Source organism: Lacibacter sp. H407 (genome assembly GCF_037892605.1).
GTDB lineage: Bacteria > Bacteroidota > Bacteroidia > Chitinophagales > Chitinophagaceae > Lacibacter.
This window is the reverse complement of the sequence record NZ_JBBKTU010000001.1, coordinates 2,272,677-2,292,685: the sequence shown is the minus strand read 5'-3', so window position 1 is coordinate 2,292,685 and position 20,009 is coordinate 2,272,677. Positions and strand designations below refer to the sequence as shown.

Sequence of the window (20,009 nt, the reverse complement as noted above, 5' to 3'; positions counted from 1 at the left end):
GCCTTTTTATTATGAGTTACATACCGGGAAACCACGGCCTTGCAATTCCTTCACGGAATGGCCAGGGCACAGCCGCAATAATCAATACGAGAGCAATTACATACAACCACGATGCAGCGCCAAAGTTTTGTTTCTTTACTTTACCTCTTGCTACAGTGATCATTACAATAGCAAGGATCATTGCCGAAATATGTTCAACAACCCAGAAACGGGCGAAACTGTCTTTCATTACATTTCCGAAACCACCAAGTCGTTCGATCATGTGAAAGCCTACTGCTTCATTGTTGAAATATTGAAACAATCCGAGCAACAACGTAATGTGTGCAGCAATCAGCAAAAATAAACTGGTCTTTTGCAAGCCGCCTTTTTTTGTGAAAGCCTGAAACAATGCAATGAGTAATAAAATAAGAATAACCCAGCGGAGCACATTGTGCAGATGAAGCAATCCGGTATACATGGTAATTTGAAAATTTGAAGATGAAGAAATTATAACGATTCCTTTACAAAGTAAGGCGCAGAAAAGGACTTTGCAAAACTGTTTTTACAGAAAAATAACTATCTTGAAATGTCTTAATTAGCAGCTATGAAGAAACTTCTGATCACACTTGTAACTTTTTGCACAGCACAATCAGTGTTTGCACAATCCGATAAACTTTTTGTAAGCGATTCAAGCAAGCCAATTCTTCTACAACAATTACTTTTTCCCAACAGGATCATCGGCAAAACAAACAACGGAACCATTTATGCATTGCCGCAGGATAATATGCCCGTGTTTGTACCCGATAGTTCATTTACATCGAACATGCCGGTGAGTGGACGAACAAATCCACTCAGTACGGTTATGCCGAATCCTTATTATCCAAAGAAAAATTACGGAAACGGGTCAACGCAAAAGGTTGATTCCCTCATTCAAAAAACTCCGTTTAAGATATATCAATACAAGCAGCGGCCTGCTCCAAAAGAAAAGATTGAACGGTAAGCGAAGCAGATATCTACAAAACGATAAATAGAAGCGTCAATCTCGACTCCCGCTTGATACGGGTTCGCTCAGGACTGATTACTCATCATTCATTACTCATCATTCCTCCCAATCAGCAATAAAAATATTGGTATCTCTTGTACCACCGTTGTTGCGGTTGCTGCAGAAAACGATCTTCTTTCCATCGGGGCTAAACATCGGAAATGCATCAAACCCTTTATCTCTGCTGATCTTGGTGAGATTGCTACCGTCTTCATTCATTGTATATAAATTGAACGGAAAGCCACGTTTGTATTCATGATTGCTGGCGAAGATGATGCGCTTGTTATCGGGCATGTAGGCCGGTGCCCAGTTCGCTTGTCCAAAAGAAGAAACCTGTTTGGCATTTGTGCCATCCGCATTTGCTACCCACACTTCCATATTCGTAGGAGCAACTAATCCCTGTGCCAACAACTCTTTGTATTCTTTGATCTCTGCTTCTGTTTTTGGACGACTTGCACGCCAGATAAGTTTTTTACCATCAGGACTAAACCAGCCACCACCATCATAACCCAACAGGTTGGTCACTTTAATTTCTTTCCCTGTTTTCAAGTCCATCACATACATATCAATATCACCATCTTTCGTACTCGTGTATAACATTTTCTTTCCATCGGGAGAAAGTGTTGCTTCAGCATCATAACCTTTGCTGTTGGTGAGTTGCTTTACAATTTTTCCATTCAGATCGGCGATAAAAATATCGTAGCTGTCGTACAAAGGCCAGATGTATTTGTTGCCATATTTACTGCGGTCAGGAATGGGAGGACAATCGCCACTACCTAAATGTGTAGATGCATAAATAATGTGTTTACCATCTTTCATAAAAGCCCCACAGGTTGTGCGTCCTTTGCCAGTGCTTACCAGTTTAGGAGTAAACTTTTCACCAGCTTTTGTTGGAACTTTTGCGATATACATCTGGTCGCAGGATATACCCTCTTTTGCATAGGTCTTTTGGAAGATGAGCCATTTGCCATCAAAACTGAAATAAGCTTCAGCATTATCGCCGCCAAATGTGAGCTGCTGAATATTTTTAAAATGCTTTTCGTCGGGGTAAAGAATTGTGTCATTGGTTGTTGCTGTTTTTTCAGCAACTCCTTTACTCCCATTTTTAAACGACAACATTACAACCAAGGCAAAAGGTAAGGCAAACAACAGAGCGGACTTGTGCATATTACAGATTTTGAGCAAATGTAGTTTTTGAAATGCCCGCAAATGTCAGGAAAATGTAAGAACCAGCAGCCTAAAATAATTTAGCTTTGCGCCATGCAGTTGAAAGCCGCTTTGCTCACCGGATTTGTGACCCTCAGTTTATTTGCCTGTACCAACGATTCCCCCAAATCCAAGGCACAGGAACCAACTTCCGCAACCACCACCGATACTAAACTACAGGAACTGGAAAACAAACTGCAACAGGAACCACAGGTGGATAGTATTCGTGAAGAATTTGTGGAACAGCTTGTACAAAATGATGAGTACGATAACGCATTGCTGCAAATTGAACAACTTCTGCAAAAACAACCCAACAACCCGGCCTACTTATTTATGAAAGCTGATGCACTGGAGCGCAAAGGCGATACATCCAATGCAATAGCAACCTATGAGCAATCTATTGGGGCAGCAGGTTTGTTTACCCAGGCTGAGTTGCGGCTGGCATCTCTGTACGCCGAAACCGGTAATCAAAAAGCACTGGTTTTGTGTGATGCGTTGTTGAAAGATGCAGCTGCCGTTCAATTCCGAAGCGATATTCTTTTTATAAAAGCAGCTTACCATACGAAAGTAAAAGAGTCATCAAAAGCAATGGCTGTTTACAACCAGATCATCCGGGAAGATTATACTTACCTCGATGCATACATTGAAAAAGGATTGATCTATTACGATCAGAAAAAATTTGATGAGGCCCACAAAGTTTTTACACAAAGTACCAATGTAAGTAACAAATTTGCCGATGGTTATTTCTGGATGGCAAAAACGGAAGAAAAACTCAACCGCAAAACTGAAGCCATTGATAACTATAAACGTTCCCTCGCACTCGATCAAAGTATTACTGAAGCGAAAGATGCGTTGAAGAGATTGGGAGTCGTAAAATGATGAGTGATGAATGATGAGCAATGAGTAGAATACAACTAACTATAAACTATCAACTACAAACTTTGAATTTTTTATGCCGATTGTAGCCCCTTCTTTATTAAGTGCCAACTATATTCATCTACAGGCCGATTGTGATATGCTCAATGCGAGTGAAGCGGATTGGTATCACCTCGATGTAATGGATGGCCGCTTTGTACCCAATATCAGCTTTGGGCCCATGATCATCGAGTTCTTTCGCAAAGCCACCACCAAAGTGTGTGATGTGCATTTGATGATCGAAGAGCCGGAGAAATATGCTGAAGCATTTCAAAAAGCCGGTGCCGATATTCTCACGGTGCATTACGAAGCATGCACCCATTTGCACCGCAATATTCAACAGATCAAAGGGCTGGGTATGAAAGCAGGGATTGCATTGAATCCGCATACACCTGTTTCATTGTTGAAAGATGTATTGGCCGATATTGATATGGTTTGTTTGATGAGTGTGAATCCCGGTTTTGGCGGACAGGCATTTATTCCGCAAACGCTCAACAAGATCAAAGAACTCCGTAACATGATCGATGAAAAAGGATTGAACGTAGAGATTGAAATTGATGGCGGTGTTACGCTTGCAAATGCACAAAGTATTGTGGATGCCGGCGCAACGGTGTTGGTGGCAGGAAACACCGTGTTCAAAGCACCCAACCCAACGGAGATGATCTCATTGTTGAAGAAGATATAATTCGGAAGTCAAAAAGCGGGCAATTCAGAAAAGTCTGAATGAAACCACTCTGCCATTGGGTGGTTTCACATTTATGCAGCGCTTTCCAATATATTTTAGTCAATCAAATATGAAACAACTCGCCTATACTATTATTCTCCTTTTTCTGCTTAGCAGTTGTACGTATCCTTGCGGAAAATCTGACGGCTTCATCATTAATTTCATCTCCTATACTGAGCAGGAAGCAAGCACCTACACTGTAAAGAGATATTCGAAAGGAAGCAGCTTTAGTAACTTGATTGACTCTATGATCCTTGATGCTTCTGTAATAAGCTACAGGCTTAGTAACGATACATTGCAATGGACATCTTCGTCAAGTGTTGCAAATCTCAGGTCTGATTTCGACTACCGGATTTTGATTCCAGCTACCGGCAGCCAATACCAAATAACAGAAGTTCTTGAACCGCAACAGGAAGGCCGCAAGTCAATGAAAAAGCCATATTGCAGAAATGGCATTGTGTCCTGTAAGGTAAATGGAGTGGAAACAAATCTTTCTTTCGATAATCTTTACCTGAAAAAATAACTTGTACCGCTTTTCGTTTTAACAGAAAGGCTTAGTTTTATCTACCATGAAGGCAACCAAAACCTGCTTCCTCCTTGTAATGCTGCTGGCATCTGTTGTTTCTTTTGCCCAAAAGAAATCAGCTACCGTAACCGGTAAGGTGCTCGATGAAAATGAAAATCCGCTCAGTAATGTATCGGTTGTTATTCTTGGCCGCAGTGCAGGCGTTACCACAAACGATTCCGGTTATTTCAGCATTAAAGTTCCATCGGGCAAAGCCGTTGCATTAATTTTTTCATACACCTCCTACCGTTCAGAACAACGGAATTTCTTTTTAAATGATGATGAAGAAGAACGAATGGTGATGCGGCTCGAACGGGGCAGCAAAGAATTGCAGGAAGTAACGGTAACCGACAACCGCATACGATCCGAAGCATCGGCCATCCGCATCAATCCGAAAAATGCATTGCTACTTCCATCGGCTGTTGGCGGTGTGGAAGGATTATTAAAAATATTTGTGGGCAGCAATAACGAACTCACTTCACAATATTCTGTACGTGGGGGCAATTATGATGAGAATCTTATTTACGTAAACGATTTTGAAGTGTTCCGTCCTTATCTCGTTCGACAAGGGCAACAGGAAGGGTTGAGTTTTATCAATCCTGAAATGGTTCGCAGTCTTACATTTTACAACGGAGGCTTTCAGTCACGCTATGGTGATAAGATGAGTAGTGTGCTGGATATTCAATACAAACGTGCAAAGAAATTCGGCGGCTCAGCGTATGTTTCTTTACTCGAACAGGGATTGCATTTTGAAGGTGGCTCCAAAGATGAAAAAGTAAGTTTTACTGTTGGTGCACGTAACAGAAGCAATCAAAATTTATTAAGCAGTCAGCAAACAAAAGGGAATTATGTTCCTTCCAGTAACGACCTGCAGGGCTATGTTACCTGGCAACCAAATATCAAATGGATGTTTGAAGCAATGGGTAATTATTCCCGTACACAATTCAAATTAAATCCTAAATTCAGCAGCCAGACAGCATCTGTGTTCTCACCATTCTTCACTGCCAATCTTGGTTTGGATATTTATTTTGCAGGTGGTGAACGTGATCGTTACAGCACAGCAATGGCCGGCATTGCAACTACTTTTCAGCCGCATAAAAATTTGAAGTTGAAATGGATGCTGAGTCATTTCAGTAATAACGAAGAAGAATCGTTCGATATACAAGGTGCGTATTTATTTGGTGAACGTGATTTTGATCGCAGCCGTTCAAGTTTTGGTTTAATTGTAAATCCGTTGGGTGCCGGAGTGTTCCAGAATTTTGCACGCAACCAACTCAACATTCAAATTCAAAACGCCACGCACAAAGGCAGTTTGGAAAAAGGAAACCATTTTATTCAGTGGGGCCATAGTCTCGAACGCCAAAGCATCAACGATAAGTTGAATGAATGGGAACTGACGGATAGCGCCGGTTATACCTTACCGTTTGATCCCAATCAACTGCAGTTAACAAAAGTCATCAAATCAAAATCAGATCTTGTTTTCTTCCGCACAACAGGTTATGTGCAGGATAACATTATTCTGAACGATTCATTGAACATGACGCTGCAGATCGGTGTACGTTACAATTATAACACACTCAACAACGAGGTATTGATTCAACCAAGAGTGCAGTTTGCGATGCAGCCACTCGGTAAAAAAGATATTGTATTTCGTGCAGCAGCAGGTGCCTATCATCAACCACCCTTCTACCGTGAACTGCGTCGGTATGATGGTACTGTAAACGAATCAGTAAAAGCGCAAAAAAGTTGGCAGGTGGTAGCAGGCTTTGATTATAATTTCAAAGGCTGGGGCAATCGACCATTTAAACTGCAGGCCGAAGCGTATTACAAACACATGTATGATATTGTGCCGTATGATGTAGATAATGTTCGCATCCGCTATTTCGGCAGCAACAGTGCCAAAGCTTATGCAACAGGTATTGAAGCCCGTTTGTTTGGTGAGTTGGTGAAAGATGCTGAAAGCTGGGTAAGTATTGGCTTGATGCGCACACGTGAAAATTTAGATAACGATCAGTGGTATAATTATGCATTGGATTCGTTGAACCAACCCATCGATAGTACCTTGGTGCAAGGTGGCTGGATCAGACGACCAACCGATCGCTTCCTTACATTCGGTATGTTCTACCAGGATTATCTTTCAACCAATAAGAACTTTAAATTCTCCATGAACTTTTTATATGGCACCAATCTTCCTTACAATATTCCCAACAGTGCGAAGTACAGAAATGCATTGACCATCGATCCATACATCCGTGTCGATTTTGGTTTCAGTGCCTTGTTGCTTGATGGTGAAAAAAGCAAACGCCGCAGCCGCAATCCTTTTCGTGAGTTCAATAATGTCTGGGCCAGCTTAGAAATTTTTAATGTGATCGATCGACCCAATACCATTTCCTATTTGCTCATCAAAGATTTCAGCAACACGATTTTTTCAATTCCGAATCGTTTAACACCGAGACTGATCAATTTCAAGATTGTGGCGAGGTGGTAGAAGCAGCCTGTAGTTGATAGTTTGCCGAGCTGCAGAATGTTTATACACTTTAGGGAGATGTGTTAAAATGTTAAACAAAAGTGCTGCTGAAAGGGGTGGATGAAAAATTGCTTTTGTCACCCCACCGACTTTGATTCCACCCAATCCCAACCTATCTTTATATCGTAAATTCAGGAGTATGAAAACATTCATCACCGCCATCGTATTTTTCTTTACAGCTGTAACTGGTTTTGCGCAGGTAAATGATCCGTATCTCGTATTTCCGATTGAACTGAAATTTTTTCAGGCGCAAAAAATAAGTCAGTTCAATGTGTTGCGTTGGCTGGCACCATGCACATCCGATTTTGCTGCATTTGAAGTACAACATTCGAGCGACAATCAAAATTTTACTGTCCTCCATAGTTTTACTGCCGACCAGATCCGCTGTGCTGAACCGTTTGATTATACCGATCTGCAACGCCGTGAAGGAACAAACTATTACCGCATTAAACTTACTACACCCGCCAATACATCTGTCAACTCATTTATTGTTGCCGTGCTCAACGGAAGCAAAGGGTTTGCATTAAATGCATTGTTACCATCACTGGTGCAATCAAATGCCGTGCTCAGTATTTCATCAGCAGAAACAGATCGATTGCAGCTTACTATTACCGACATCAGCGGCAAACGCCATTCAGTTCGTCAGGAACAATTACAGGCAGGAAGCAACCAAGTGCAACTGAATCTTCAAAGCTTGCCGGCCGGTCAATACATTTTACAGGCGAGCAACAGCAAAGGTCATCAGCAACAACTGCGTTTTCTTAAACAATAAAAGGTTGATAAACCTGACCATCGTCAGTCAGATTTTCGCATGCAATAAAAACAAGCCATTGTTTTCGTGATGCTGCATTTAATTCAGTAGATTAGATCACCAAAACGATTGTCATGCACAAATCCACACCCCTGCATCAGTTCCTGAAAAACGAACAGGAATATTCAAACGATATTTTTTTACGTCAACCTTTCAATGGTGAATGGACTACTTGGACATGGAAACAAGCAGCTGATGAAAGCCGACGTATTGCCACGGCATTGCATTCAATGCAATTACCAAAAGGTTCGCATATAGCCATTCTGTCAAAGAACTGTGCACATTGGATGATGGCTGATATGGCGATCATGATGGCGGGCTGCATTTCGATTCCCATCTATCCCACATTAACAGCCGCATCCATTCAACCAATTCTGGAACACAGCGATGCAAAAGCAATTTTCATTGGTAAACTGGATGATTTTAAATCGCAGGAACATGGCATTCCACCTCAACTGATCCGCATTGGTTTTGATGCATATGAACGAAACGAACGTTACAACTGGAGTGAATTGATACAGCAACATCAACCGTTACAACATACGCATGAATGGCAGCAGGATGAATTAATGACGATCATTTATACATCGGGCACCACAGGCAAACCAAAAGGTGTAATGCACACGGCCGGTAATTTTGATCGTGTATTGCAAACGGCAACTGCTGAATTGCGTTTACCACATCGTTCTGCGTTGATCTCCTATTTACCTCTCAGCCATATTGCAGAACGTGTGGGAATTGAAATGAACGGACTTTACAATGGATCTGTTATTTCGTTTGCAGAATCGGTTGATACGTTTGCAAAAAATGTAGCGGAAGTTCAACCTGAATTATTTTTTGCTGTGCCGAGATTGTGGGGCAAGTTCAGAGAAGGTATTCTGAAAAAACTACCACAAAAGAAATTGGATCTGTTACTGTCGATACCCATCATCAACAACATCATTAAAAAAAGTATCAAGAAAAAACTGGGCTTAGCAAGGGCTTCTCATATTTACAGCGCCTCTGCTCCTATCGCTGTTGATCTGTTGAAATGGTTTTATAAACTGGATGTAAAAGTCATTCAGGCATTGGGCATGACGGAGGATTGTGTGTACGCACACTTTGAACGGCCGTTTGATTTTCGTCATGGTTCAGTTGGAAAACCATTCAGCGGTTTGCAGGTGAAAATTTCTGATGAAGGTGAATTACGGGTGAAGAGTGAAAGTAATATGATTGGTTATTACAAAGAACCGGAGATGACTGCCGAAATGTTTGATGAAGAGGGATTTTTAAAAACAGGTGATATCTGCGAATACGATCATGATGGATTTTTGTTTGTAACCGGTCGTTTGAAAGATCAATTCAAAACAGATAAAGGAAAATATATTTCGCCGGCACCGATCGAAATGAAAATACTGGCCAATGCTGACATTGAACAAACCTGTGTAGTAGGCATGGCTATTCCGCAGCCGATTGCGTTGGTTACATTGTCTGACATTGGTAAACAAAAAACAAAAGAAGAGATCAGTGAAAGTCTTGCTGCATCATTGGCTGCTATCAACCCGCATCTTGAAAAACATGAACGGATCGAAAAAGCAGTAGTAATGAAAGAGAACTGGACCATTGAAAATGGATTACTTACTCCTACAATGAAAGTAAAACGAAACCAGGTGGAAAAAATTCATCAGGCGTTTTATCCGAAATGGTTTGCCGTTGAAGGAAAAGTGATCTGGGAATAGTATTTCAAATTTGGGCTGCAACTTTATTATTTAGCAGTCTTCCATTTGAGAGATGTCTCGTGTCTCGACATGACGTACTTACGATTTTGAGTATTTGTAAACAGCCTAAACTTACAGAGACTCGTCATGTCGAAGCACGAGACATCTCCACTCACACAGGACGAAAACATTTCATCAACATCTTTCCCAAAAAATTATCGCAGGCCTTTACTTTGCAGCAATGGAATTTCAAACAACATTTCAACCGTTCCGGTTTGGCGATTACGAAGTAAAAGCAATTGTTCCCGATCCATTGGTATTGCAGCAATGGTATACAAAACAACTGCAAACAGATCCAACAACACCCACACCTTACTGGGCACAGGTGTGGCCATCAGCCTATGCACTTTGCGAATTCATAGCTTCACAACCCGATTGGCTGCAAAATAAAAAAGTATTGGAACTGGCAGCAGGCCTGGGATTACCTTCTCTTTTAGCTGCCCAATTTGCATCAGAAATAGTATGCAGCGATCATGTGCCCGCTGCAGTTGAACTCATGCAGCAATCGATTGAAAAAAATCAACTCACGAATATCAAAGCAACTGTAATTGATTGGAACAATGTACCCGATGATCTGTCGTGTGATGTATTATTGCTCAGCGATATAAATTACGAACCACAGGTATTTGAAACGGTATTCAATGTAATTGTATCGTTTATGCGAAAAGGAACAACAGTGCTTCTGTCTACACCGCAACGGCTGATGGCAAAACCATTCATTGATCGAATTTTACCTTACAGTATTTTTTGGGATGAAAAATTTGTAAGCAACTCAACTCCCATTGTAGCCTGTTCTATTTATGTGCTGCGGGAAGAGTGATCTTATTTCTTCAATACTTTTTCCAATCGTTTGAGATCGGTGATCTCTGCAGAAGATAAAACTTCGTTGTTGTCGTATTTATTTTTTAAGAACAGTACTTGCTTGTGTAAAGGATATTTTACAAGAATTGCATCTAATACTGCACCAATCGCTTCATCTTTTGTAAAGAAAGCGGTAGGTGCCGATGCAGCAGCTCGTTCTCTCGTCGGTTTTTTCAGAATGATGGCTTCGAGTGTAGCAAGTTTGTGCTCCGGCACTTCCGGAACTTTTGCTGCTTTTTGCAGTAGACCCTCCAGTTGTTTTTTACTCAATCCACCACGCTCTTCATATTGAAATGCAAGACTTTTAATGAACGTTGAATCGGGCCTTGCGACCAACATTTGTTGTAACACATCCCGCACCACATCCACATCTGCTTTTTTTCGTTGCATACTGTAAGTTACTGAAAAGCTCACCGCCAGTTATGAACCAACTATTTCGCTTTTTATTTTATCAATCAAATCCCTGATCACAACCGATGCAGTTACTGCACCAAACACAGCCGGTAAATACGAGATGGTACCATACGCCGACTTCTTGTAATTTTTTCCATCGGTCAACATCAAACTTTCTTTGATAGGTGCTTCCGGTGAAAACACAACTTTTACGCCTTTACGAATACCATGTCCCTTCAATGTTTTACGCACTTGTTGAGCAAACGGACAGTTATAGGTTTTGGAAATATCAACTACTCTCAATTGTGTAGGATCCAGTTTTGCGCCGGCACCCATACTGCTTACCAACGGCAATCCACTTTCATAAGCAAGACGAATAAATGTCAGCTTCGGCGTAACACTATCAATGGCATCAATAATATAATCCGGCTTTGCTGCAAGCAATTGCAACACCATCTCAGGATTCACAAATTGTTTCACCACATTCAATTCTAATTCTGGATTGATTGCTTTCAATCGCTCCGCCATGATCTCTGCTTTTGATACACCATGGTTGGTAGCCAATGCAGGCAACTGACGATTACGATTGGTTGGATCAACCACATCACCGTCAATAATGGTCATGATACCAATACCGCTACGGGCAATAAATTCTGCAGCAAAGGAACCTACACCACCCAACCCAACGATCATTACATGTTTGGTTGTGAGCGCACGCAGCGTTTCTGCGCCGATTAATAAACTGGTGCGTGAAAGCCAGGAAAGATCATTCATCATACTGTTGTAAGCGCAGCGCCAAAAACGGTGGCTGCATTTTTGTAAAGTTGCAAACTAAGTGAATCTTCCTGAATCTGAAAAGCGGAAGCTGCCAATGTGTAGAGTTGTTGTATCGAAATTTCGCTTTTATCTGTTTCCAAAAATAGTTGCTTCTTTGGTACAGCCGTCATTACCTCTGCTATAGAACTCTTTTCAATGTCTTTGCCAAACGACAGATAATATCCATGTGAAGTAAGCTGCAATGCCAGTTCTTTACTTTTATTAAACCCATGAAAAATAACCGGCATTTTATTCTGATGAATTGTAAGCAACTGCATCACTTCGGCATGTGCCCTCACACAATGAACGATCAATGGTTTCCGAATCTCGTTGGCCCATTGAATATGTGCTGCAAATATTTTCTTCTGCAACTCCATATCCGTTTCACATACTTTATCTAAACCTGCTTCACCAATTGCCAACACATGTTGTTCGACACTCCACTTTTTTACTTCACCAAATTCATGCGCCCATGTTTCTTCATTGAGGAACCAGGGGTGCAGTCCAACAGAAAAATAACCATCGGATGTAACGGATGGAAAGTTTTTATACAGATTCTGTATTGTAAGAACTCCTGCAACAATTTCGGCTTGATGACTATGAACGTTGATGTACATGCTGTTTCTCTGCTGAATTAAAATAACGACAACTGCGATTCATTCCTCGTTTGCTTATTACCCGCTTTCAGTGATTTGCGAACTGCCACCTTTACTCCATCAATGCTATACAAAGGAGATTCTTCATAACGGGAGGCCACAATAATCGTTGTGTTGCCTGCATGCGGTTGAAACAACGCCTCAACCAACTCGGGCTTGTTATTATTTTTTGAAAGATGCGATAAGATGAGGTGACTTAATTGTTTCGGACGGTGATGCAAAAACAGATCAAGTGCCTGTTTATTGGACAGATGCCCTTCATCGCCACTGATACGTTTTTTCAAATAGTAAGGATAGCTGCCATTCGCCAACATATCATCACAATAATTAGCTTCAAGAAATGACACATGGCTTTGCTTGAAAAAATGCAGCACTTGTTTGCAGGGATAACCAATATCAGTGATCACAGAAATATTAACTGATTGTGTGCTGATCATAAAACTATGTGGATCGGCAGCATCATGCGATTTGCTGAAACATTTTACCTGCATACCACCAACAGCAATTGTTTCATCTTTTCGAAAATAACGGATGAATTGCTCGTCAAGAACCAGATTTGAATTGGCTAATGTTTTTTGTGTGATGTAAACCGGAAGCTGATACTTTTTGCTGAGTGTTTGTATGCCGGTAATATGATCGCTGTGTTCGTGAGAAATAAAAACAGCTTTCAGGCTTTCCATCTTCAACCCAAGCCGCTGCATCCGCTTTTCGGTTTCCTTACAGGATAACCCTGCATCAACAAGTATTGCCTCGTTGCCATTACCGATATAATAGCAATTGGCATTACTGCCCGAATTCAACGAAGAAAAATAAACCGCCATGATAGTGTAAAAATAAGGGATCGGCAGGCAGGTTCAACATTCGTTTAACTGCTTTATGAAGGCTTCTTCTGTTATTCCTTCTGCGCTTTTTTGATGCGTAACCGTTTGCCCGGTTTTAATTTCTTCAGCAGAATACCTGCAGTAGCTTCAGCATGAATGATAAAATGAATCCCTTCCGCTCCCATTGAAATTTCACAACGGTGTACAGCAAGGTGCTCAAACTCAAGGTCAATTTTATCGCTCGACTTTCCTTTCGCAATCGCTGTTTCTACCAGTTGAGGAACAGTATCGATCAAAGCACGCATGCCAATGATCAAACGGGAAGCAATCGTATCTTTTACCTGTTGATGCAACAGCATATCACCTGCGTTGACCAGTGTGTTGTTACTGCTTACGGAATAATCAAAATTCCTGATCATTAATGACTGCGTTTCCGGATCAAATTCCAGTTTTCCACTTGCGATCAATTTTCCTTTCACATCTCTGCTGGTTTGTATTTCAATAGAAAGACCTGCTTCTGAAGCATATGCATTGATACCTTTTACACTCAGAGAATAACCTTCTGCATTAAATATTTTTTCTTTCAACTGACTGTTTAATTCCTCATTTATTTCTGCAAACGAAGTGAAGGCATATAAATGAATATCCGATTCGGTTGATGCATCTTTTAGTAAATGGTAGGCTGGTAATGGACTTGCTGCCGGCATTGCAGTGGTATCAGTAATAATTTTTGTTGTTGCCCTTACTCTTGTTTCACAGGTAATGGTTGATGGACCTAATACAATTTTTCCTTCAATCGATTCACAGTTGAACGTTAGCCAAACATTCGGTTGCTTTTTGTGAATGATAATTGGCTTTTGCAGATCCTTCCACACCTTTTCCAATGGCGGCTCCATTGATACGGTTTTATTGATTTCCCGATCCATGATCTTCGTGAGCATATCTTCATTTTCCTCCAGCCATTCGTTGATCTTCTTTTTCAGATTCTTTTTAAACGGGCCGATTTGAAAAACAGGTTCTTTGATCCATTGCAACTTTTCTATTTCAAAAGCTGTTACAAGATTCCAGTTTTTATCTAACGAAACAGGAGTGGATAACTCAATGTTCACTGTTGTAAGCACTGTGTCTGCTGAATTAGTAAGCCCCTTCCCCATCCTGCTTTTCAACAACACAGCTTCTAACTGCAATGGAACTAAGCAAATCAATTTTTTCCCATTTGAACTTACCCGGATCGTTCCTGTCTTTGTTAAAATCAATCGTGCTTCATCCCGTTTATCGTTGAGCGGATTGATAACTGTTTCAAGAAATTTCCCTTTGATCACCTGGTTGATCCATATTTCAAAATTCTGGAGATCGTACCGCACAGGAATATTAAAAATGGATAGCGGCAGATCAACCGTTATGCTATCTGTTACAGGTTGCGGCTTCACAACAACACTTCTTTGAAAACAACCATTGCAGCCCTGCAATAAAAGTGCAAGTAAGAAAACAAGTGATATGGCAGGTGCTAATTTCATATAAGTTCATACAGCGTAACTCAACAATTTAATACTTTCTTTCTGGATCTTCTGTTTTTATATTGAGGTGCTCATAACAGTTACTATTACTATGCCAATTCAGTTGATTGATTGGTGATGAACGGTTTGTATTTTTTCAACAGATCATTGCAGTTTCATTTACGTAAATAACTACCGCCGGTATTGCACGTACCGAAAAATATTCTTCACCCGGCGTTAACGTTTCCACATCCTGTGAATAAGTACCTTTATGAAAATCTGTTTTCAATGATTAATATTGGTAACAGATGGATTGGTTAGAAGTATCATAACCCAAATGCTACTTTATTGTGAACATGGTTTGGTTCTGAAATCGTACTGCTACGCAAAGGCCACACGTAGTAAACATTATTCCGGTACCGACCGCTAAACTGAAAAAACTTTGACTGAAACAATCATTAACCTCGAAACCGTTAACCCGATTGAATTTTTTGGTGTAAACAACGGCAAGCTCGATCTCCTCAAAAAGAAATTCCCGCTCTTAAAAATTTTATCTCGTGGCACACAGATCAAACTTAGCGGCAGCCCCGAACAGGTTGACCAGGCAAAAGAAAAAATTGATCTGCTGATTGCTTATCTGGAGCGGAACGGTCAACTCAGCGAAAATTATTTTGAACAAATTCTTGGCGGCGACGACCAGGAAACAGTAGATGCATTTGTAGAACGTAATCCCAGCGAAGTGTTGGTGTTTGGGCCCAATGGCCGCACCGTTCGTGCACGTACCCAAAACCAGAAACGGATGGTAGGTGCTGTTGATAAAAATGATATTGTATTTGCAATAGGGCCAGCAGGTACCGGCAAAACCTATACCGCTGTTGCACTTGCAGTACGTGCATTAAAAAACAAATTGGTGAAGAAGATCATACTTACACGACCTGCTGTTGAAGCTGGTGAAAGTCTTGGTTTCTTACCCGGAGATTTGAAAGAAAAGATCGATCCATATCTCCGTCCGTTATACGATGCGTTGGATGATATGATCCCTGCTGATAAACTTGGTTATTACATGAGCACACGTGTAATTGAAATTGCACCGTTGGCTTACATGCGTGGACGTACATTGGATAATGCATTCATCATTTTAGATGAGGCACAGAATACAACTGATCTGCAGTTGAAAATGTTCCTTACCCGTATTGGTGCAAATGCAAAAGCCATCATTACAGGTGATATGACACAGGTGGATCTGCCAAAGAACCAGCGTAGTGGTTTGGAAAAAGGGATCCGCATTTTAAAGAACATCGATGGTATAAGTCATATTGAATTGGATGAAGAAGATGTGGTTCGTCACCGTTTGGTGAAAGCCATTATCAGGGCGTATGATAAGGATCACAAGATCGATCAGGAGCAACCGAATGGCAACCGTCGATAGTATTTTGGTACTTACACCCCAGCATATAGAACTGTAAAATTCATTTGTTGGCTCAACAGCTGGCAACCCTGAATGAATGCAGCAGTTCAACCTTTCCCGTTTCAGTGATGAGACGGGATTTTTTTGAACAGAGTGTTCGCCACTTAATATATTTGCTAAAAAATTTGCCTTCTACTCGGCTTAAACAAACTTATTTTCCAAACCTTGACGCCTTGAGAGGGATTGCCGCAATTTTTGTGGTTTTAGGACATATTGAATTTTTAAAACCTGGGTTTAGATTAAAAAGGATTCCGCTATATTCCATATTTGACATCGGCGCAAATATAGCCGTAACTTTATTCTTTGTTCTTAGTGGCTTTCTGATTACCTATCTGCTTGTAAACGAGAAAGAGGAAAAACAAAAAATTTTTTTGAAAGAATTTTACATACGTCGAACACTCAGAATATGGCCGCTATTTTACCTTACCCTTTTTATTTCTTATATTATTGTTCCCCAATTCTTCCCTTCTTATAGTCGTTATGCCTATACTTCCTCGTTCGTTTTAAATGCTCTTTTTCTCACAAATATTACATACGCCTTACATAAGCCCCCACCGTTGGGTACGCCAGTTTGGTCCATTGGAATAGAAGAGCAATTTTATATTTTTTGGCCTTGGGTTTTGATAAAGACCAGATTAGAATCATTAATGAAAAGGCTTTTGCTTATTATACTGTCCATCTTTATTTTCAAAGCGGCTTTACTTTATTTCAGCAACCCCGGAAATTTCATTCACAAAATATGGATTCTTGTAAATATTACACGATACGATTGTTTATTTATTGGGGCTATTGCGGCTCTCTTATACAAGGGGCACAGCATTAAAATCGGAAGGCTTCAAATCAATTATTACTCTTTCGCCAACTATACAGCACAGGTAATTACATACACTCTGCTTATTTTAACCATACTTGCAAATTTATTTTATAAGTTGCCCATTATTCACCAATGGTATTCATTTCTTTTTATGTCAATGATTTTAAGTATGGCTACATATGAAAAATCTATTGTTAGAATTGATAATCGAATTTTGAATTACCTGGGGAAAATTTCTTACAGCATTTACCTGCTTCATATGTTTGTAATTGCTGTGTTATATAAATTCGTGATTTCTAACTTGCCGGATATTGATATTATTAGCCAGAATTTTATCATTTACAGCATGGTTATTTTATCAACCATAATAGTGGCGTCAGCTAGTTATTATTTCATAGAAAAACCTTTCCTTAAGCTTAAAGAAAAATTCCGATAATTGTAAACAGTCCCTTTCAAAAAATCAACCGTAATGTGTTAAAACGTTCTTTTCTATTCAATCCCTTTTGTACATTTGGGCATGATGAAGAAACTTGTATTGTTCCTTATTGTCGCACTGAGCGTGTATGCCTGCCAGCAAAAAAGAGAACGCCCTGCTGAAGCGTTGGACACAGCCCGTGAATTCATCCGCAGTTCCCTGGATGGCGATTATGATTGGGCACGTGAGCTGATGATCAAAGACAGTCTGAATTTATATGAACTGGACATCATCGAAAAAAAATACAACGACGAAATGAGCAAGAAGGATAAAGAGGGATACAAAAGTTCTTCCATCATTATCCATTCCATTGATAACGTAAGCGACACGGTGGTGATCGTTAACTATTCGAATTCTTACAAAAAGAAACAAATGCCGGTGAAAGTGATCAAGCGTGATGGTATTTGGCAGGTTGATTTCAATTATACATTTACGGGGAACCTATAAGAAAGCCGATAGCCGGAAGCCAGTAGATGGTAGCCATATACCATTAATAACTATCGGCTAACAACTAACTACTTGCACAATGCTGAAAAATTTTTTACTTGTTGGTCTTGGTGGTGCGGCGGGCAGTATGTTACGTTATGCGTTTTCAGTTTGGTTGAAACATGCATCGTTCCCGCTTGCAACTTTTTTGGTGAATATCATTGGCAGTTTTGTGATTGGACTTGTGTTTGCCTATGCCCTTCGCAGCGAAAGCTTTGCCATCAACTGGCGGTTGTTTCTGGCAGCAGGCATCTGCGGCGGCTTTACTACTTTCTCCGCTTTTTCATTGGAAAGTTTATCATTGTTGCAACAGCAACGGATCGGTATGTTTTTTCTATATGTGATTGGAAGTTTATTGCTGGGATTAGCGGCAACATGGCTGGGTTATAGTTTGCTCAAGTAATTACATAATAATTTCATGGTAACTGAAATCAACAAAAAGCAATTATGGTTACAATTGGATTCGTATCATTTCAACCATATTGTTCCTCCGAATGTTTGGAATAAGATCACAGAATTATTTGGCGGTGAAGACGCTTCGACGAAAGCATTTGCTGACAAAATAAAAAGAAAACATAACTGGACAAGCAATTTTGCTTTGCATGCTATCCACGAGTATAAAAAATTTGTTTACCTGGGTGTTATCAGCAATTTTCAGGTAACTCCTTCCAAGATCATCGATATTGTTTGGCATGAGCATTTGCTTTTCACAAAACCCTATCGTCAATTTTGTGACGAAGTGATTCAATACAATTTCGATCATCATCCTGAGCATATACCGTTTGATGATCAAACGGAAGCATTCGCCGAACAGTATATAAAAACACTTTTACTCTACCGTGCTGAATTTGGTTTTGATGCCCCGGTTGCAATTTGGGATTTGCCAAAGTTTAGTGAGAATCAGCTTAGCGTTGCTAAAAAAAACTACCAACGGCAATTGAATACCGTTTACAGTGACGGTGGCAATTCAGGTTATGGAAACGAAGCACCGTTATCGAGTTATTTTAACGATCCTCACTTTTCTGATTTTAACGGTGGTGATTTTGGCGGCGGAGGTGCAGGTGGCGACTTTGGTGATGCCAATGATGGCGGGAGCTCAAGTTGTGGTTCAAGTTGCAGTAGCGGATGTGGCGGAGGTGATTAGTAAGCGCTTTCCGCAGTCCAACAGCAGCTCTTAAGCTAAGCACTATGCGACTAAAAACTAACCACTATCCACTACCAACTTTCCCATCTTGTTTTTTGGTTTTTTTTCAGGTACTTCGCAGACTGTAACAACACGATAATATGTCTACCCCCGGAAAAAAAGATGCGTTAGGAAAAGGAATCCGTTCATTGCTGCAAAGTATTGATGAAGATCTGAAAACAACGGCTGGCCAGTTGAAACCAACTGTAACAGAGGCCGTTACAGGGATCATTCGTATTCCAATCAGTGATATTGACATCAACCCCAAACAACCCCGTCGGGATTTTGACGAACAGGCTCTCAAAGAACTGGCCGACAGCATCAAGATGCACGACATCATTCAGCCGGTTACAGTTTCAAAGGTCAGCACCGGAAAGTACCGGTTGATCTCCGGTGAACGCAGATGGCGGGCTTCCAAAATGGCGGGTCTTGTTGATATTCCGGCGTACATCCGCCAGGCCAACGATCAGGAACTGCTGGAACTGGCCCTGCTCGAAAACCTGCAACGTGAAAACCTGAATGCAGTGGAAATTGCCCTCAGCTACAAACGACTGATGGAAGAACTGGATTACACACAGGAACAGGTGGCCGAACGCATGGGGAAAGACAGAACTACGGTTACCAACTATATCCGCTTACTGAAACTCCCGCCCGATATTCAACTGGCTGTTCGCACCGGTGATCTGAGTATGGGCCATGCTCGTGCCTTGATCAATGTAGATACAATCGACAAGCAATTGTATGTGTTTCATCATATCAAAGAAAAAGGGTTATCGGTTCGCCAAACTGAAAGCCTTGTTCGGCAATTATATAAATCAGCTCCTGTTAAAAATGCCGTAAAGGGCAGTTTGCCTGAGGCATTTAAACGGATTGAAGATAACTTAGCATCGCAATTCGGCACCAAAGTAAAACTCAGCCATAGCAAAAAAGGAAACGGAAGTATTTTTATTGAGTATTACTCGCTTGAACAATTCAACCAGATATTGAAGCAACTGGGTACCGATGTTGAATGAC

General features: G+C 40.7%; 22 protein-coding genes. 14 read left to right on the top strand and 8 right to left on the bottom strand.

The genetic code is table 11. The annotated features are described in order from the left end of the window. Positions 1 to 16: 16 nt before the first annotated feature. Complete coding sequence (locus WG989_RS09965; protein WP_340429131.1) at positions 17 to 457, bottom strand: LTA synthase family protein; 441 nt, start codon at positions 455 to 457, stop codon at positions 17 to 19. A gap of 126 nt (positions 458 to 583) precedes the next feature. On the opposite strand from WG989_RS09965, the gene WG989_RS09960 reads away from it, so the two are divergent. Next, positions 584 to 979 (top strand): hypothetical protein, encoded by a 396-nt coding sequence (locus WG989_RS09960; protein WP_340429129.1) that lies wholly within the window; start codon positions 584 to 586, stop codon positions 977 to 979. Positions 980 to 1,078: 99 nt separating this feature from the next. On the opposite strand, the gene WG989_RS09955 is transcribed toward WG989_RS09960, so the two are convergent. Further along, on the bottom strand, positions 1,079 to 2,188 hold the full coding sequence (locus WG989_RS09955; RefSeq protein ID WP_340429128.1) for a TolB family protein: 1,110 nt from the start codon (positions 2,186 to 2,188) through the stop codon (positions 1,079 to 1,081). 93 nt (positions 2,189 to 2,281) lie between these two features. Here WG989_RS09955 and WG989_RS09950 point away from each other — a divergent pair, with 93 nt between their 5' ends. From WG989_RS09950 to WG989_RS09920, 7 genes are all read left to right on the top strand, one after another. Further along, positions 2,282 to 3,106: a tetratricopeptide repeat protein gene (locus WG989_RS09950; protein WP_340429125.1), complete on the top strand. Its 825-nt coding sequence runs from the start codon at positions 2,282 to 2,284 to the stop codon at positions 3,104 to 3,106. 73 nt (positions 3,107 to 3,179) lie between these two features. Next, positions 3,180 to 3,827: a ribulose-phosphate 3-epimerase gene (gene rpe, locus WG989_RS09945; RefSeq protein WP_340429124.1), complete on the top strand. Its 648-nt coding sequence runs from the start codon at positions 3,180 to 3,182 to the stop codon at positions 3,825 to 3,827. Between the two features lie 109 nt (positions 3,828 to 3,936). Beyond that, entirely contained in the window at positions 3,937 to 4,389 is a 453-nt protein-coding gene (locus WG989_RS09940) for a hypothetical protein (protein ID WP_340429122.1), read from the top strand. A gap of 46 nt (positions 4,390 to 4,435) precedes the next feature. Next, positions 4,436 to 6,919: a TonB-dependent receptor gene (locus WG989_RS09935; RefSeq protein ID WP_340429121.1), complete on the top strand. Its 2,484-nt coding sequence runs from the start codon at positions 4,436 to 4,438 to the stop codon at positions 6,917 to 6,919. Positions 6,920 to 7,097: 178 nt separating this feature from the next. Then, positions 7,098 to 7,730 carry a T9SS type A sorting domain-containing protein gene (locus WG989_RS09930; RefSeq protein WP_340429119.1) on the top strand — a complete coding sequence of 211 codons (633 nt, stop codon included), beginning with the start codon at positions 7,098 to 7,100 and terminating at the stop codon, positions 7,728 to 7,730. A 113-nt stretch (positions 7,731 to 7,843) separates the two neighbouring features. Further along, a complete protein-coding gene (locus WG989_RS09925; RefSeq protein ID WP_340429118.1) occupies positions 7,844 to 9,487 on the top strand; it encodes an AMP-binding protein in 1,644 nt (547 codons plus the stop codon). Positions 9,488 to 9,707: 220 nt separating this feature from the next. Beyond that, the gene (locus WG989_RS09920; RefSeq protein ID WP_340429116.1) at positions 9,708 to 10,346 is read left to right on the top strand and encodes a class I SAM-dependent methyltransferase; all 639 of its coding nucleotides are present in this window, start codon (positions 9,708 to 9,710) and stop codon (positions 10,344 to 10,346) included. A 2-nt stretch (positions 10,347 to 10,348) separates the two neighbouring features. On the opposite strand, the gene WG989_RS09915 is transcribed toward WG989_RS09920, so the two are convergent. The 6 genes from WG989_RS09915 to WG989_RS09890 form a co-directional block, all read right to left on the bottom strand. Then, positions 10,349 to 10,777, bottom strand: coding sequence for a hypothetical protein (locus tag WG989_RS09915; protein ID WP_340429114.1), 429 nt, complete (start codon positions 10,775 to 10,777; stop codon positions 10,349 to 10,351). Between the two features lie 30 nt (positions 10,778 to 10,807). Beyond that, complete coding sequence (locus WG989_RS09910; protein WP_340429111.1) at positions 10,808 to 11,554, bottom strand: tRNA threonylcarbamoyladenosine dehydratase; 747 nt, start codon at positions 11,552 to 11,554, stop codon at positions 10,808 to 10,810. Beyond that, on the bottom strand, positions 11,554 to 12,213 hold the full coding sequence (locus tag WG989_RS09905; RefSeq protein ID WP_340429110.1) for a TatD family hydrolase: 660 nt from the start codon (positions 12,211 to 12,213) through the stop codon (positions 11,554 to 11,556). The genes WG989_RS09910 and WG989_RS09905 overlap by 1 nt, the downstream gene beginning before the upstream one ends. 17 nt (positions 12,214 to 12,230) lie before the next feature. After that, entirely contained in the window at positions 12,231 to 13,073 is an 843-nt protein-coding gene (locus WG989_RS09900; RefSeq protein ID WP_340429108.1) for an MBL fold metallo-hydrolase, read from the bottom strand. Positions 13,074 to 13,144: 71 nt separating this feature from the next. After that, complete coding sequence (locus WG989_RS09895) at positions 13,145 to 14,590, bottom strand: DUF4403 family protein (RefSeq protein WP_340429106.1); 1,446 nt, start codon at positions 14,588 to 14,590, stop codon at positions 13,145 to 13,147. Between the two features lie 136 nt (positions 14,591 to 14,726). Next, positions 14,727 to 14,858: a hypothetical protein gene (locus WG989_RS09890; protein WP_340429104.1), complete on the bottom strand. Its 132-nt coding sequence runs from the start codon at positions 14,856 to 14,858 to the stop codon at positions 14,727 to 14,729. Between the two features lie 153 nt (positions 14,859 to 15,011). Between WG989_RS09890 and WG989_RS09885 the strand changes: the two genes are divergently transcribed. The 6 genes from WG989_RS09885 (at position 15,012) to WG989_RS09860 (ending at position 20,008) form a co-directional block, all read left to right on the top strand. Further along, on the top strand, positions 15,012 to 15,998 hold the full coding sequence (locus WG989_RS09885; protein ID WP_340429103.1) for a PhoH family protein: 987 nt from the start codon (positions 15,012 to 15,014) through the stop codon (positions 15,996 to 15,998). A 47-nt stretch (positions 15,999 to 16,045) separates the two neighbouring features. Beyond that, positions 16,046 to 17,287 carry an acyltransferase family protein gene (locus WG989_RS09880; protein ID WP_340429102.1) on the top strand — a complete coding sequence of 414 codons (1,242 nt, stop codon included), beginning with the start codon at positions 16,046 to 16,048 and terminating at the stop codon, positions 17,285 to 17,287. 84 nt (positions 17,288 to 17,371) lie between these two features. Then, on the top strand, positions 17,372 to 17,773 hold the full coding sequence (locus WG989_RS09875) for a hypothetical protein (protein WP_340429100.1): 402 nt from the start codon (positions 17,372 to 17,374) through the stop codon (positions 17,771 to 17,773). Between the two features lie 79 nt (positions 17,774 to 17,852). Further along, positions 17,853 to 18,215 (top strand): fluoride efflux transporter CrcB, encoded by a 363-nt coding sequence (crcB, locus tag WG989_RS09870; RefSeq protein ID WP_340429098.1) that lies wholly within the window; start codon positions 17,853 to 17,855, stop codon positions 18,213 to 18,215. A gap of 15 nt (positions 18,216 to 18,230) precedes the next feature. After that, entirely contained in the window at positions 18,231 to 18,956 is a 726-nt protein-coding gene (locus tag WG989_RS09865; RefSeq protein ID WP_340429097.1) for a glycine-rich domain-containing protein, read from the top strand. Between the two features lie 140 nt (positions 18,957 to 19,096). Next, entirely contained in the window at positions 19,097 to 20,008 is a 912-nt protein-coding gene (locus WG989_RS09860) for a ParB/RepB/Spo0J family partition protein (protein WP_340429094.1), read from the top strand. The last annotated feature ends 1 nt before the right edge of the window (position 20,009 follow it).

Coding starts and splice junctions, on each gene's coding strand:
- WG989_RS09965 (WP_340429131.1), bottom strand. CDS start 457: ATGTATACCGGATTGCTTCATCTGCACAATGTGCTCCGCTGGGTTATT.
- WG989_RS09960 (WP_340429129.1), top strand. CDS start 584: ATGAAGAAACTTCTGATCACACTTGTAACTTTTTGCACAGCACAATCA.
- WG989_RS09955 (WP_340429128.1), bottom strand. CDS start 2,188: ATGCACAAGTCCGCTCTGTTGTTTGCCTTACCTTTTGCCTTGGTTGTA.
- WG989_RS09950 (WP_340429125.1), top strand. CDS start 2,282: ATGCAGTTGAAAGCCGCTTTGCTCACCGGATTTGTGACCCTCAGTTTA.
- rpe (WP_340429124.1), top strand. CDS start 3,180: ATGCCGATTGTAGCCCCTTCTTTATTAAGTGCCAACTATATTCATCTA.
- WG989_RS09940 (WP_340429122.1), top strand. CDS start 3,937: ATGAAACAACTCGCCTATACTATTATTCTCCTTTTTCTGCTTAGCAGT.
- WG989_RS09935 (WP_340429121.1), top strand. CDS start 4,436: ATGAAGGCAACCAAAACCTGCTTCCTCCTTGTAATGCTGCTGGCATCT.
- WG989_RS09930 (WP_340429119.1), top strand. CDS start 7,098: ATGAAAACATTCATCACCGCCATCGTATTTTTCTTTACAGCTGTAACT.
- WG989_RS09925 (WP_340429118.1), top strand. CDS start 7,844: ATGCACAAATCCACACCCCTGCATCAGTTCCTGAAAAACGAACAGGAA.
- WG989_RS09920 (WP_340429116.1), top strand. CDS start 9,708: ATGGAATTTCAAACAACATTTCAACCGTTCCGGTTTGGCGATTACGAA.
- WG989_RS09915 (WP_340429114.1), bottom strand. CDS start 10,777: ATGCAACGAAAAAAAGCAGATGTGGATGTGGTGCGGGATGTGTTACAA.
- WG989_RS09910 (WP_340429111.1), bottom strand. CDS start 11,554: ATGAATGATCTTTCCTGGCTTTCACGCACCAGTTTATTAATCGGCGCA.
- WG989_RS09905 (WP_340429110.1), bottom strand. CDS start 12,213: ATGTACATCAACGTTCATAGTCATCAAGCCGAAATTGTTGCAGGAGTT.
- WG989_RS09900 (WP_340429108.1), bottom strand. CDS start 13,073: ATGGCGGTTTATTTTTCTTCGTTGAATTCGGGCAGTAATGCCAATTGC.
- WG989_RS09895 (WP_340429106.1), bottom strand. CDS start 14,590: ATGAAATTAGCACCTGCCATATCACTTGTTTTCTTACTTGCACTTTTA.
- WG989_RS09875 (WP_340429100.1), top strand. CDS start 17,372: ATGAAGAAACTTGTATTGTTCCTTATTGTCGCACTGAGCGTGTATGCC.
- crcB (WP_340429098.1), top strand. CDS start 17,853: ATGCTGAAAAATTTTTTACTTGTTGGTCTTGGTGGTGCGGCGGGCAGT.
- WG989_RS09865 (WP_340429097.1), top strand. CDS start 18,231: ATGGTAACTGAAATCAACAAAAAGCAATTATGGTTACAATTGGATTCG.
- WG989_RS09860 (WP_340429094.1), top strand. CDS start 19,097: ATGTCTACCCCCGGAAAAAAAGATGCGTTAGGAAAAGGAATCCGTTCA.